Genomic DNA, 14,833 nt, shown 5'->3' with positions numbered 1-14,833 from the left:
CGTTGAAGCGGGTGCAGCCTAGATGTAAAGCTTGTGTCGTATCAAGCTGGCGACGCAGCGGCGGAGGGCGACGATGGATTACGAGGTTGCTGTTGTCGGCGCTGGCGCGGCCGGCATTGCAGCAGCAAAAAAGCTGGTCGATGCCGGCCGCTCGGTCGTCATCCTGGAAGCCAGCAACCGCGTGGGTGGACGCGCCTGGACAATCGAAATGGCCGGGATGCCGCTGGATATGGGTTGCGGCTGGCTGCATTCTGCCGAGCGCAATCCTCTCGTCGCCATTGGCCGTGCAGCCGGGTTCACTATCGAGCGCGGGCGCACGGCGTGGCAAAGCCAGTGGCGCAATCTCGGCTTCACGCCGGATGAGCGGGCGGCTGCGGCGACTGCATGGAACGCGCTTGAGGAGCGGATGCGCGTCAATCCTCCCGCCAGCGACAGGGCTTCGGACGCGCTGGAGTCGGGCGGCGAATGGAACGCCTACTGCCAGTCGCTCAGCGGATATCTGAACGGCGCACCGCTCGATCGGCTCTCGGTCTCTGACTTTCTTGCCTATGACAATGCGGCAACCGATGCCAATTGGCGCGTGCGGGAAGGCTACGGAAGTCTGATCAGCGCCGCCGTTCCCAACGTGGCCTTGCGCCTTTCGACGCCCGTTCGAGCCGTGACCTTGACCGCGAACGGCGTCCAGCTGGAGACCGACCGCGGTCCTGTCACATCCGGTGCGGCAATCATCACGTCATCGACCAACGTTCTAGCCCGCGGAGCCATTATCTTCGACCCGGAGGCCGACGATCACCTCCACGCCGCAAGTCAGCTGCCGCTTGGCCTCGCAGACAAGCTGTTTTTGGAACTCCATGGCAATCATGGTCTGGAGCCGGAAACCCATCTGCTCGGCGACCCGCGAAATGCTGAGACCGGCAGCTATTATATCCGCCCGCTCGGCCGGCCGGTCGTCGAAGGCTTCTTTGGCGGAAATGGCGCCGTCGTCATCGAACGCGCGGGTTTACTGGAAGCATTCGCCTTCGCCCTGGACCAGCTGTCGTCGCTGCTGGGGAGCAATATTCGTCACCACCTGCGGCCCCTGGCAGCCTCTTCCTGGTGTCATACCGATTGGATAGGCGGCTCCTACAGCCATGCGCTGCCCGGCCATGCGGGCGCACGCGCAGTCTTGGCGCGTCCCGTCGGCGACCGGCTGTTTTTCGCCGGCGAGGCGACGCATCAGTCCGACTTCTCGACAGCCCATGGTGCGTGGCAAAGCGGATTGCGGGCTGCCGACCAGGCCGCAGCAGTTTAATGCCCTCGTGACATAGAAGGGCGAACTTCGTTCGCTTTGTTGATGGGAGAGCCGGCCCTACACCCGAAATGGCCGCGCCACCAACGCGAGAGCATAACGCAATGGCAATCCGTAGCGCCGGACTTCTCATATACCGGCGCGCTTCCGAGAATTACGAAGTCCTTCTCGTCCATCCGGGCGGACCTTACTGGGCGAAGAAAGACGAGGCTGCCTGGTCGATCCCTAAAGGATTGGTCGAGCCTGGAGAGGACGCACTCGCGGCTGCGAAAAGGGAAGCTGCCGAAGAGCTTGGTGTAACAATCGATGGCATATTCAGACCGCTTGGCGAATACCGGCAATCTGGCGGCAAGATTGTCGTCGTGTGGTCGATCGAAGCTGATCCAGTCCTGGATGTGAACGCGATTCGGAGTTCCGAATTTCAAATGGAATGGCCGCCAAGGTCGGGCCAGGTAAGAAGCTTTCCGGAGGTTGATCGCGCGGGTTGGTTTTCCTTAGCCGACGCAACGCTTAAACTGTTGAAAGGACAGCGACCGATGGTCGTCGACCTCCTGACGCATCTTGAGTGACCGGCCCCCCAAATTCCAGCTTCAGAGGCCCGCCTCGCCGCACTTATGGGTGAATCACGCGGCAGCCATGAATTGCTTCTGGAGGCCGCCGGCATGCGACAATCGCCGCCATCTGAATCAGATCGAGAAAATTGGAGCTGCGATCCGCAATCCGCGGCTTTTCAGCCATCCCATTTGCCACCCGGTTGCCAAAAAACCATGATTGCCTCACATAGATCACACATCGACCACAGGCATGAAGAATTGGATCGACGCTGGATGCGCATACACTACGTTTTTCTCAGTGCATTTCTTGCACTCGCACAGGCCGCCTATGCTGAAGTCGCGTCGCCGCCGGTCTTGGAGCCGCTGAAGCGGCAGGCGCAGGCCGCTGAGTTGAGTGCGCAATTCCTGTCGCGGTATAGCTATAAACCCGTTCCGCTCGACGATGCCTTGTCGGCCAAGGTCATGGATGGGTTCATCAAGTCGCTCGATCCGGACCGCATGCTCTTCCTGCAGGCCGATGTCGACAGGTTCATGGCCGATCGCAACGAGATCGACGATGCGATCGAAAAGCAGGACCTGAAAATCCCGTTTGCGATTTTCAACGCCTATGAACAGCGCGTCGTCGACCGCATGACCTATGCGCGCGGCCTGCTGAAGCAGGGCTTCGATTTCAGTGCGCAGGAAGATTTTTCGGTGTTGCGCGATAAGGCGCCGTGGCCGCAATCGGATGCCGAGAGCAACGAGCTTTGGCGCAAGCGCGTCAAAAGCGATTGGCTGCGGCTGAAGCTCGGCGGCAAAACCGATGCGGCCATTCGCGAAACACTCGACAAACGATATGAAAACACGCTCGAGCGCGCTTACAAGTTTAAAAGCGACGACGTGTTCCAGTCGTTCATGGACGCCTATTCGACGTCGATCGATCCGCACACCGACTATTTCGGCGCGGCCGCTTCGGCCGATTTCAACGTCTCGATGAAGCTTTCGCTGTTTGGCATCGGCGCTGTGCTGCAGGAGCGCGACGACTACACGACGATCCGTGAGCTCGTGCCCGGCGGACCGGCGCAGCTCTCCGGCAAGCTTGCGGTCGGAGACCGCATTACCGGCGTTGGCCAAGGCAAGGATGGGGCGATCAAGGAAGTGGTGGGCACCCGCCTTGATGAAGTCGTGCAGATGATCCGCGGCAAAAAAGGCTCCGTCGTGCGGCTGGATATCCTGCCGGCCGATGCCGGAGCCGATGGCACGCATCGCGTCATCAGCCTGGTGCGCGATAAGATCACCCTCGACAAGCAGGCAGCCAGGAAGACCGTACTCTCCGTCAAGGCGGGCGATGCCACGCGCAAAATCGGGATTATCACGCTGCCGGTCTTCTATGAGGATTTCGACGCCAAGCGGAAGGGCGACAAGGATTACAAAAGCGCAAGCCGCGATGTCGCCAAGCTTCTCGGCGAGTTGAAGGACGAAAAGGTCGACAGCGTTCTCATTGATCTGCGCAATAATGGCGGCGGTTCATTGGACGAGGCGATCGATTTGACCGGTCTGTTCATCGGCAAGGGGCCGGTCGTTCAGCAACGCGGCAGCGACGGCAAGGTCGAGGTCAAAAGCGCCGATCTTGCAGCGCCTGTCTGGACAGGCCCGATGGGTGTCCTGATCAATCGCGGCTCGGCCTCGGCTTCGGAGATTTTTGCCGCGGCGATCCAGGACTATGGTCGCGGCGTGATCGTCGGCGAACCCAGTTTCGGCAAGGGCACCGTTCAGACGGTCGTCGATCTCGACCAGATCGTGCACAATAGCAAACCCGAATTCGGCGAGCTGAAAGTGACGATTGCCCAGTTCTTCCGGGTCAATGGTGGCACGACGCAGCTGCACGGCGTGACGCCTGATCTCAGCCTGCCGGGATTGTCCGATCCGACTGCTTTCGGCGAGACCAGTTATGACAATGCGCTGCCGTGGGCTGAGATCAAGCCCGCGAAATACCCGCGTGCCGAGACAGTCGCGACATTGCTTCCGGCATTGCAAAGCCGCCATGATGCGCGGGTCAAGACCGATCCGGACTTCCAGCGCCTGGTGAAAGACATTGCCGACCTCAAGGCGCAGCGCGAAAAAGGGGTCATTTCCCTCAACGAAGCCGAACGTCGCAAAGAAGCGGCGGCTCGCGAGAAACGGCTCAAGGATCGAGCCGAAGCAGGGGATGGCGAGGACCTTGGCGATGATGGCCTGGAGGCAGGCGAGCGCAGCCTGAGCGCCGATATTGCCATCGAGAATGCCCGCAAGAACGCCAAGGACGTCCTGCTCAACGAGGCAGCCGCCATTCTTGCCGACGAGGCGGATTTGCAGCAAGGCGTGCTCAAGGCAGCCACCAAACAATAAGGGAATGCGGACGGAAGACATAAGGCACTGCGAACTTCCTCCTCCTGGACCGGGTTAGCACGTCCGCATCAGCCAATTGCTGTTGATGACGGCGTCAGTCCCAATCCAGGAACAAGCCTGGAACTGTGGCTGATGCCCCTCGTTAGAGCGCCGTGCGTCCAAAAGGAGGCACGGCGCTCCAACACTTTCAATCCTCGCATCGTGCTTTCCGAAAATCGGATTTTCGGGCCGATGCGCTAGAAGGATGACGATGGAACCACGCCCATAGTCGGGACAGGTCGTTCCTGCTTCGGCGTCTTGTTTCCTTGCTCCTCGCCGCCGCTCAGTGCCTGGCGCACTTCATCCTCTTCCCAACCCGCCTCGATGGCCGAAGCCACGAGCCTCTCGATTTTCTCGGTTTCCGAATTGTGTGAAGTCTCATTCAGGTGGCGTCTGGCAGTCTCGAGACACTGACGGAGGTTGGACGCGCGGCTGGCGTCGTTACGATCGTAGCTTGGCGATGCGACGTAGGTCATTTGGAAGCTCCCTGTTGATCGGGAGAAACACCTCAAGAGACAGCCGGTTCCACTGCGTCAGCGTCGCCATCCGTCGTCTCGGGCTGCGCGACGGTGACGGTGACGATGTCTCTGTTGGGCACGCTCATGGTCCTTCATGGACGACGACGACCACGGTATCTCCGCGCGATGACGCTTTCCGGAACCTGATGGATCTGCGTCAGAGCAATAGTCGCGCAGGCCGACCGTAACTGATCAACCGGACTGCAACGCGTGCGAGCCGCGGCAAAATTCAATCAATTGCTCCGAGGTCATGGGCCGTGCCAGCGCATAACCTTGCAATATATGGCAACCGAGCTCTTTCAGGATCTTCGCATGCTCCATCGTCTCCACGCCCTCTGCAACGATGTCGATGTTCTGCGATCGGCCGATTTCGATAATCGAGGCGACCAGACGGCGCTGCGATGGAGACGCGATGATCGGCTTGATGATCTCGCGATCGATCTTCAGCCGTCGCGGCTCAAATCGAAGCAGACTGACGATGCTGGCATGTTCGGTGCCGAAGTCGTCGATCTCGATTTCGATGCCGAGCTTTTTAACCGCCGGAATGATCTCGTTGAGAACAGGTTGAAGATCGTTGAAGGAGATCGTCTCGAGCAGCTCGAAACACAGGCGACCCTTGGCGATGGGAAGCTCGGACAGCTCGGCAAGCAGATTTGCCTGCGCCAGTCGGCGCGCTGAAATATTGACTGAGACACGGGGGATTTGCATTCCCAGGCTGTCCCATCTCGTCAGCTCGAACAGGGCCTTTTGCAGGATCAGCCTGTCCATGTCGCCGCTACGCCCCAGCATTTCCGCGACGTCGAGAAATCTGATCGGGGCGAGCAGGCCCTTTTGCGGGTGGTCCCAACGGGCAAGCGTCTCGACGCCGGCAATGGCCAATGTGCTGGCATCGAACTGCGGCTGGAAGAATGCAACGAGTTCATCGCGATCGAGCGCGTGATTGAATTCGTCCGCCAGTTCTTTCGAATGGATCGCGGCGCTACGAAGCTCTTCGGTAAACACCGCCGCGCGGCCGCGGCCCGCCTTCTTCGCCTCGTACAGGGCCAGATCGGCATCGAGGAGCAATTGGCCGAGGTCCCGCCCGAGATCGGTCTCCCAGGCGACGCCGACGCTTGCCCCGACAACGCACGCCATACCGTCAATGAAGAGAGGTTGCTCGAGGGTCTCGACAATCTGCCGGGCCAATGCGTTTGCCTTCGGCTCCGGATCGGCGCTCCAGCTGGCGAAGATGAACTCATCTCCACCGATCCGAGCCGCAACGTCGTCTGGACCAGCCAAATCGGCAAGGCGCGAAGCCGTCCCCTGCAAGACCGCGTCACCGCCGGCATGGCCTTTCGTGTCGTTGATCTCCTTGAACCGGTCGAGGTCGATATGAATGAGGATCAGACAATCCTGTGCACGGGGTCTCGGCGGTTTCGCGATCATCCGGTCGACAAATCGTCGATTGGGAAGCCCCGTCAATGCGTCATGCAAGGACAGGAACTCCAGCCTCTGCCGGGCCCGAACGAGCTTTTTCTTGTGAAGGCGAAGCTTTTCGATCGTTCTTTGGCGCGATTTGGTCAGAAAGCCGATCCAGACGATCGGCGCAACGACACATAGTGCCAGCAGGCTCGCGTAGAACTCAAAAATGCCGATCCCGCTCTTTTGGCCCCATCCGCGCTTCGGCAGTGCGGCGAGGGTCCAACGGCCATAGGTCATATCGACGGATGCCAGGACCGGCTTCCTGGAAAAGGTTGCCATGCTGCCGAAAAAGACCTGTTTGGGCTTGTTCGGCTCCGGCACGGTGCTGATGGCGAGTTCAAGCTCGGTCGAACCAAGACCGCTTTCCTGGTAGAGCCTTGGTATGTCGATGATGCCGGAAAGCAGTCCCCAAAAAATCTGGCTTTTTCCCTCAGTGATGTAAATTGGGTACCGGACCACGAAAGCGGTTCCACCTTGGACAAGCTCCACCGGGCCTGTGAGAACGATATTGTGGGTGTTGCGCGCCAGCATCGCGGCAGCCCGTTGCTTCTCATTGGTGCGGTAGTCGAGCCCGATGGCCTTTTCGTTTCCCTTCTCCGGATAGACCCACCTGACCACCATGTCGGGCGCGGCGGCGAAGCTTCGCAATTGTGAATCGGGCTGCAGGATCTGCGCGGCGAGTTTGGAAAATCCGTTCTGGCCCATCTCCGGATTGACTGCGATGCCGGCCGCCAACCCCTGCAACAGCTTCACATTGCTGTTGAGGTTCGTCTGAAGTCGGGAGGATATGGTGGCAAGATCGCCGGCGACGATCGAACGTTCCTCGGCCAGCGATCGCTCCAGCCGCCAGTTCGTTGCCACCCAGACGACGATTGCTGCAATAATCGCCGCAAATATTGCGGGAGCGAATGCGCTGGTATGGCTTATTGCGGAGCGAGCGAGATTTCTTCGAAACTTCATCAGGTTGCCGGCGTGGATGACAGACACTCATCCTTGCACGGTTTCTTTAAGGCAACGCTAAACTCGCCGGCGCCCTATGAAGGAAAGCCGCCTGCTTAGGTCGCCGGACTGAAATCGGCGGCCAGCACCGCGTCCTTGAGCGCGCGCGAGTAGGGATGCTGCGGGTTGTCCAGGACGGGGCGGGCCTGTCCGCGTTCGACGATTTCGCCTTTGCGCATGATGATGATGTTGTCGCTGATGTAATAGGCGGTGGCGAGGTCGTGGGTGATGTAGACGATGGAAAGACCGAGCTCGTTTTTCAGGCGGCCAAAGAGGTTGACGATGGCCATGCGCAGTGATGCGTCGACCATGGAGACCGGTTCATCGGCCACCAGCAGGCGGGGTTGCGGGATCAGCGCCCGGGCGATGGCGACGCGCTGAAGCTGGCCGCCCGACAATTCGTGGGGAAACCGGCCTTTCACTTCTTCAAGGGTCAGGCCGACATGGACGAGCGCGGCATCCGCCATCCGCTCCGCCTGCTGCCGGTCCGGCCGTTTTCCCGAGAATGAAAAATTGAGGGCCGTCTCGAAGAGATAACGGTCGACACGTTTCAGCGGATTGAAGGCTTCGAAGGGGTTTTGCAGCACCGGCTGGACCTCTTTCATGAAAGCCTTGCGTTCGGACCTGCTATGGATGGCAACGGTCCTGCCGCTGAATTGAAGCTCGCCTTCCGTCGGTTCGGTCTGGCCGAGGATCATTGCCGCGATCGTCGATTTTCCCGAGCCGGATTCGCCGACGATCGACAGGATCTCCGGCTCCGCTCCAAGTTCGAAGCTGACGTCCTTGACCGCCGTGATCAGGCGCCGGCCGAGCATGCCGCCCTGCCGGTAGACTTTCGTGACATGCGAGAGACGAAGAAGAGCGCTCAAACCTGATCTCCCGTAACGGCAAAACACGCCACGCGCCGCTGCGGCTCGACGGTGACCAGCGGCGGAACCTTCTGCGAGCAGATCTCCATGCGCTTGGGACAGCGCGGGTGAAACCGGCAGCCTTCCGGCGGCATGGCGAGGTTCGGCGGACGACCCTCCAGCGAAGGGCGGGCCGTCGCATCACCGATGCGCGGCAGGCTGCCGACGAGGTGCTGCGTATAGGGGTGGAGCGGCATGTTGAAGAGTTTGGCGGTCGGCGCCTCCTCGACAAGACGCCCGGCATAGACAATGCCGATGCGGTCGGAGACCGTCGCATGAACCCCCATATCATGGGTGACGAACAGGAAGGACGAACCCATCTCGCGTTGGATTTCGCGGATCATCGATAGGACGTCGCGCTGAACGATCACGTCGAGCGCGGTCGTCGGTTCGTCGGCGATGATGAATTCCGGTGTCAGGATCGTGGCAAGCGCAATGGTCATGCGCTGGCGCATGCCGCCGGAGAGCTCGTGGGGATAGGCGTCGAGCAGATGCGGATCCAGCTTCAGCCGTTGCAGATGGGTGGCGACCCTTTCGAAAAACTCATTCCTGCCGACCTTCATGTGGCGAAAGGCGAAATCGGTGAAGGAATGACGGATCCGGCGCACCGGATTGAGCACATTCATCGAGCCCTGCATGATATAGGACAGATGCCGCCAGCGCAGCGCCAGGCGCTCCTCCGGCCTCATCGCGTAGATATCCTGGGTGCCGCCGTCGAAATGGAATGTCACCTTTCCCGAGACGACCCTCAGCGGCGGCCGGATCGCGCCGGCGATGGTCTTGATCAAGGTCGTCTTGCCGCTGCTCGATTCGCCGGCAACGCCATAGACCTCGCCGCGGGCGATCGTCAGGCTGATATCGTCGACGGCGCGCACCTCGCGATCGACGCCGTAGAGGAAGGCACGGTAATAGGCTTTCAGATTCTCAATTTCGACCAAAGGATCCATACTAGCTTCCCATCCGGTTGAGCCGGCTGCGCGGATCATTGTATTCGTTCATCGACATGGACAGCAGGAAGAGCGCCAGGAAGAGGACGACGATGACGGCGACGGGGGCGGCCACCCACCACCATATGCCTGATATCAGCGCCGAATGCGCATTGGCCCAATAGATCATCATGCCCATGGTCGGCGTCTCGATATCGGTGAAGCCCAGCACCGACAGGGTGATCTCCATGCCGATCGACCAGATCATGTTGTTCATCGTGGTGGCGAAGACGATCGGCAGAACATAGGGCAGGTGCTCCTCGACGAGGATCTTGCGCATGCTCATGCCGGAATAGACACTCTGGGTGGTGAAGGATCTCGTCTTCAGGCTGATCGCCACCGAACGGATGAGGCGTGCATCGTAAGACCAGCCGAGCGAGGCCATGATGACGATCAGCACCGTCCAGGTCATGCTGTCCTTCAGCACGAAATAGAACAGGATCAGCAGCGGAAATTGCGGGATGACCATGACGCTGTCGTTGATGGCCATCAGCACCCGGTCGACCGCGCCGCCGGCATAGCCGGCGACGAGGCCGACGACCAGCGAAATGATGCGTGAAATGAAGGCGACGCCGATGCCGAAAAACAGGGTGTTGCGGAGCGCGGTCGTCAGTTGCCAGAAAACATCCTGGCCACGCGATGTCGTGCCGAGCCAATATTCGCCATCGGGCGGCATATCGGGCGGCAGAAGATAGATGTCGGTCGCGCCGTACGGCGAGAAGTAGGACATGATGACCAGCCCGACGATGACGGCGAAGAGCAGCAGGCCGCTGAGGAATTCCATATTCTGGCGCGCGAGGTCGCGGACGATCGTAAACATGCTCTATTCCACCTTGATGCGCGGATCGATCAGCGGGCTCAGAATGTCGATGATGAACACGGCGGCGGCAACGCCGACGATCGACAATGCGCTGAGGCCGAGCACCAGACTGTAGTCGCCGGCATGCACCGCTTCGATCAGCAGGTTTCCGATGCCCGGATAGCCGAAGACGATTTCGGTAATGACCGTGCCGTTGAAGATCGCGCCGAGCGACATGGCAAGTCCGGTGAACTGCGGCACCATGGCATTGCGGGCGATATAGGAGCGCAGAATCTTGCGCTTCGGAACGCCGCCCAGCTCGGCGAAGACGACGTAATCCTCGGTGATGATGTTGGAAACGAGCGCGCGCATGCCGATCAGCCAGCTGCCGGCGCCGACCATGATCAGTGACAAGGCCGGCAGGATTGAGTGTTTCAGGATATCGAGGACGAGGGCAAAGGAGAGGTCGAGATTGGCATTCATCTCGTAGCCGCCATTGATCGGCAGCACCGGCCAGAGATAGCCGAAGACAATTAGAAGCACGAAGGCCAGGATGTAATAGGGAATGGGAAGCAGGGCGATGAAGACGAGGCTGACGGCTTTCAGCACTATGTCCTTCCGATAATAACCGGCGAGCGCGCCGATCGCATTGCCGAGGACGAAAGTGATCAGGGTCGACACCGTCATCAGCCCGATGGTCCAGGGCAGGGACCGCATTATGATGGTGGAAACGGGGGTGGGAAAAGCCGATAGCGAGGGACCGAGATCACCGGTCGCAAGCCGCAGCCAGAAATGCAGGTATTGCTGCCAGATCGAGCCCTCCATGCCGTAAAGCTCGCGAAGCGACTGGCGCATCAGTTCGATCGCATTCGGATCGGACTGCCCCATCTGGGTGATGGCGCCTATGCTTTCTTCGACCGGATCGATCGGGGTCAGGTGGGTGACGAAGAATGTTATCGTCACGCCAAGAAATACAACAAGCAGAAACTGACCGAACCGCTTCAGCACAAAGATCAGATAGGACGTCATAGGGCGGTGGTTCCTCTCTGGTTCCCTTCATCAAGTGGAAAGGATCGACGGACATGCCACATGCCCGTCGATTAGGGGGCCGGCGCGCAACACTCGCGCCGGCGTTGGGAGGATTATTTCGGTTGTGCCGGCTTCAGCTTGACCATCATCAGCCTGGAGTTGGCCCAATTCGGCACCGGATCGGTATAGGGGTCTGATATCGTTGGATAACCGGTCCAATAGGTCGTATCCATCGAGGTGAAGACGTTATACGACATCAGCGGGATCGTCGGCATTTCCTTGGCCACCAGCTTCAGATAATCCTTCCCGAGCTCAACGCCCTTCGGATCATCGGCGCTGATGCCGCGAATGCTTTCGATGATCTTATCGAGATCCGGATTGCTCCAGCGCTGCCAGTTGCGCGGCGGCTGATTGTCACCCTTCTTGGCCACGAACTGCGAATGCCAGCTGTCGAGGAAGAACGACAGATCGGGATCGCCGCCCCAGGTTTCGACGCTCCAGGCGATCGCCACCTGGAAATCGCCGGGCTGTAGCGCCGTCTGCCAAAGTTTCGCGGCCGGCACGGCTTTGGCGTCGATGCCGAAGGCGGCCCATTGCTGCGCAATCAGCGTCCCGGCGCGGGTGAAGACCGAGCGGGTGTCGCCCTCGACCGTCATCCGGATCTTGAAGGGCTGTCCATCCGGGGTCAGCCATTTGCCGCCGGATTTCTTGAAACCTGCCTTCTCCAGCAGTTCGCCGGCAGCCTTCGGATCCGGTTTCCACCAGCCATAGCCGAAGGCACCGCTGATTGCCTGCGGGTCGGTCGGGATCTGGTCCTTGAACTTCGGCTGCTTGCGCAGGATGTCGGCGATCTGTTGCCCGACCGTCGGGTCATAAGGCTTGATCTTGCTCTTGCCGGTATCGATCTCGAAATCCTTCAGCCAATCCTGCATCGGCGCCTGATAGTCCTTCATCGTGGCCGCCGTCGGCGGCACGCCGAGCGCCGACAGCGTCGCAGCGCCGCGGTAGCTCGCCATGTCAACGGCCTTGATGTCGATCAGCAGGGCAAGCGCCCAGCGTACATCGGCGTTGTCGAAGGGTGGATTCTGGGTGTTGAAAATGACAGCCGGAAGTGTCGGATCCGGATGGGCGAAGGGGAAGCCCGGGAACCAGGTCTCGATCGACTTCGATTTTTCCTTCAGCGTGAACATGCCCTCGGGCGTGTTGTCGTGAATGATATCGAGATTGTGCTCGAGCTGCGCGATGGTGCGTTTATCCGGCGGGCCGGGATCGGTATAGGTCACGTATTTCGGGGCCGGCTCGCCGAAGCGGGCAAGCGATGTCCGCTGCCAGTCGTCACGCTTCTCCCAGGTATACCACTTGCCCTGGGGATCGTAGGACTTGAGCTTGTAGGCGCCGAGCGAGACGGGATTGGCGAAATCATAGCGAAGCGGATCTTCGACTTTCTCGAAGACATGCTTGGGCATGATCCAGGCGCCGTTCCAGCGAACGGTGAAGATGGCGTGGAAGCGCGAATTGGGCTTCTTCAGCTTGAACACCACAGTCGAGGAGTCGGTCGCCTCGACGCTTGCCACCTGCACCGAGAAGGCAGCACTCCAGACCATGCCGGGGTGATCCATCTGCGTCTTGACGGTATAGACCACGTCGTCTGCCGTGAATTCCACGCCGTCGCTCCAGAAGAGCCCCTTGCGCAGTTTCACAGTCATCTCGGTGAAGTCGGCATTATATTGCGGCTTGTCGGCAGCCAGCGAATTGTCCCAGGTCGCGCCGCCAAGCCCTTGTTCGGGGTCGATATACCAGAGCGTATCCATGGTCAGCTGCTGCAGGCCGGTCGATACGCCGCCGCCGCCATTGACCCAGATGTTGAACCAGCCGGGATTTTTGATCGTCCCTTCCGGATTTTCGACGATGAGCGTCTCCTTGCGCGGCAAGGAGGTGTAGTCATCGGCCTTGGCCGCCGCTGTCAGGCCGAGTGCGGCCAGCGCGACGCCAAATGCGAGCCTCTTCCACTGTTGCATGAACTCCTCCCTAGAAAGCGACGACACGGCGGCCGCAAAGGCACGCATGGGTACGTCGCGGTTGTCGGTTCGCAGAGGCAGAGCCTCAGTGAACCATCCCTCCGACCCGCCTGCCTCCTCGCAGTGAGCCGAATATCTCCAGCCGGGCTTACCCGGCGGCGGCTGTCACACCGACAGCCGGATGACATTGTAGGACAGCGGTTTCAGCGCTGCCCGCACCCGTCCATCCTCGACCTTCGCAGTCTCGACATTGACCGGAGCGACCGTCTTCGGTCGCGCAGCCGTATTGACGGCTTCCAGGTCGCCATGGGTCATCTCCACCTGCTCGACCACCCGGGCGGCTCCGAAACCTTCCAGCCGCACGTCGAGATCGAGCGCCGCGTTCGGATGACGGTTGACGGCAAAGAAGGTGAGCTGCCTACCGTCTTCGGAATGCACGGCCGATACGTCGAGATAGGGGACGTCGTTCTCTTCGTCGCTGTCATAGGTCGGGCCGTCGACGACCAGCTGCAGGGCCGAGCCGCGGCCATATCGGGAAGCGTAGTAGAAGGGATAATAGATCGTCTGGCGCCAGGCCGCACCGCCGTCCTCGGTCATAATAGGGGCGATGACGTTGACGAGTTGGGCGATGCAGGCGATGCGCACCCGGTCGGAGCGACGGATGAAGGTGTTCAAAATGCCGCCGACCTGCAGCACGTCTTCGAAATTATAGATATCTTCCAGGAGATGCGGCGCATCCGGCCATTCGTCGCGCGCCAGGATCTCCTTGTCCTGCTGGTTGGAATGATACCAGACATTCCATTCGTCGAAGGAAATGCCGATCGTCTTCTTCGAGCGTTTTTTCGCCTTGATGTAGTCGATCACGCCGCCGATCGTGGTGATGTAGCGGTCGAGTTTCGTCGCGCGGGCGAGATAATTGAGCGTATTTTTCTCGCGATTGGCAAAATACATGTGCAGCGAAATATGGTCGGCGCTGTCATAGCACTGGTCGAGAACCTGAGCTTCCCACTCGGGATAGGTCTTCATATCGGAATTGGACGAGCCGCAGACCACGAGTTCGAGCGATTTGTCGAAGCCGCGCATGGCTTTGGCCGTCTCATCCGCCAGCCGGCCATATTCATAGGCCGATTTGTGACCGACCTGCCAGGGCCCATCCATCTCGTTGCCGAGGCACCACAATTTGACATCGTGCGGATTGGACCAGCCGTGCTTGCGGCGCAGATCCGACCAGTAGGTGCCGCCGGGATGATTGCAATATTCCAGGAAATTGCGGGCGGCATCGAGGCCGCGTGATCCGAGATTGACGGCGAGCATCGGCTTGGTGTTGGCCTTCTTGCACCAGTCGACGAATTCATTGACGCCGATCTGGTTGGCTTCGCGGGTGCGCCAGGCAAGATCGAGGCGAACCGGGCGCTCCGAACGCGGGCCGACGCCGTCTTCCCAATTATAGGCCGAGACGAAATTGCCGCCGGGATAACGGCAATATGGCGTGTCGAGCTCACGCACAAGATCGAGCACGTCGCGGCGAAATCCGTCCTCGTCGGCTGTGGGATGTCCGGGCTCATAGATGCCGCCGTAAATCGCTCTGCCGAGATGTTCGAGAAATGAACTGTAGAGCCTGGCGTCAATGGTCGCGACGCGGAAATCGCGGTGGGCAACGACATTCGTCTTCAACGGATCCTCCCGTTTATATATCAGAATTTTTGTTTTCTTGCCTCTAACTTGATATCAGGAATGTCGTTCTGTCAACCGAGTTGCGGTTTTAATCATACTAATTCAATTTTCGGAAATAATTGTTTTATTACAGTATGTTGTCGTGCATTTTTGGTTGTCAAATCTGGAAAGAAGCGTGATATTTAAATCAAGA

11 protein-coding genes are annotated in these 14,833 nt (G+C 59.6%); 3 read left to right on the top strand and 8 right to left on the bottom strand.

The features are described 5' to 3' along the window. Window positions 1-73: 73 nt before the first annotated feature. From FHT75_RS11735 to FHT75_RS11725, 3 genes are all read left to right on the top strand, one after another. A complete protein-coding gene (locus FHT75_RS11735; RefSeq protein ID WP_063475999.1) occupies window positions 74-1,291 on the top strand; it encodes a flavin monoamine oxidase family protein in 1,218 nt (405 codons plus the stop codon). Window positions 1,292-1,392: 101 nt separating this feature from the next. Next, entirely contained in the window at window positions 1,393-1,857 is a 465-nt protein-coding gene (locus FHT75_RS11730) for an NUDIX domain-containing protein (RefSeq protein WP_063476000.1), read from the top strand. Window positions 1,858-2,115: 258 nt separating this feature from the next. Next, complete coding sequence (locus FHT75_RS11725; protein ID WP_063476001.1) at window positions 2,116-4,209, top strand: carboxy terminal-processing peptidase; 2,094 nt, start codon at window positions 2,116-2,118, stop codon at window positions 4,207-4,209. Window positions 4,210-4,445: 236 nt separating this feature from the next. Here the strand turns inward: FHT75_RS11725 and FHT75_RS11720 are convergent, their stop codons facing one another. From FHT75_RS11720 to FHT75_RS11685, 8 genes are all read right to left on the bottom strand, one after another. After that, on the bottom strand, window positions 4,446-4,724 hold the full coding sequence (locus tag FHT75_RS11720) for a hypothetical protein (protein ID WP_047612826.1): 279 nt from the start codon (window positions 4,722-4,724) through the stop codon (window positions 4,446-4,448). Window positions 4,725-4,958: 234 nt separating this feature from the next. Next, complete coding sequence (locus FHT75_RS11715) at window positions 4,959-7,187, bottom strand: EAL domain-containing protein (RefSeq protein ID WP_183844791.1); 2,229 nt, start codon at window positions 7,185-7,187, stop codon at window positions 4,959-4,961. Between the two features lie 95 nt (window positions 7,188-7,282). Further along, the gene (locus tag FHT75_RS11710; RefSeq protein ID WP_063476002.1) at window positions 7,283-8,095 is read right to left on the bottom strand and encodes an ABC transporter ATP-binding protein; all 813 of its coding nucleotides are present in this window, start codon (window positions 8,093-8,095) and stop codon (window positions 7,283-7,285) included. Continuing rightward, window positions 8,092-9,081, bottom strand: coding sequence for an ABC transporter ATP-binding protein (locus FHT75_RS11705; RefSeq protein WP_063476003.1), 990 nt, complete (start codon window positions 9,079-9,081; stop codon window positions 8,092-8,094). Before FHT75_RS11705 ends, FHT75_RS11710 begins: the two co-directional genes overlap by 4 nt. A 1-nt stretch (window position 9,082) precedes the next feature. After that, on the bottom strand, window positions 9,083-9,940 hold the full coding sequence (locus FHT75_RS11700) for an ABC transporter permease (RefSeq protein ID WP_047612835.1): 858 nt from the start codon (window positions 9,938-9,940) through the stop codon (window positions 9,083-9,085). Between the two features lie 3 nt (window positions 9,941-9,943). Then, a complete protein-coding gene (locus FHT75_RS11695) occupies window positions 9,944-10,948 on the bottom strand; it encodes an ABC transporter permease (RefSeq protein ID WP_047614880.1) in 1,005 nt (334 codons plus the stop codon). A gap of 113 nt (window positions 10,949-11,061) precedes the next feature. Next, complete coding sequence (locus FHT75_RS11690; protein WP_047612840.1) at window positions 11,062-12,966, bottom strand: ABC transporter substrate-binding protein; 1,905 nt, start codon at window positions 12,964-12,966, stop codon at window positions 11,062-11,064. A 165-nt stretch (window positions 12,967-13,131) separates the two neighbouring features. After that, window positions 13,132-14,640 (bottom strand): alpha-N-arabinofuranosidase, encoded by a 1,509-nt coding sequence (locus FHT75_RS11685; protein ID WP_097622702.1) that lies wholly within the window; start codon window positions 14,638-14,640, stop codon window positions 13,132-13,134. Window positions 14,641-14,833 lie beyond the last annotated feature (193 nt).

It is taken from the genome of Rhizobium sp. BK112 (assembly GCF_014193215.1).
GTDB classification, from domain to species: domain Bacteria; phylum Pseudomonadota; class Alphaproteobacteria; order Rhizobiales; family Rhizobiaceae; genus Rhizobium; species Rhizobium anhuiense.
This window is presented reverse-complemented; position numbering and strand designations above follow the sequence as displayed.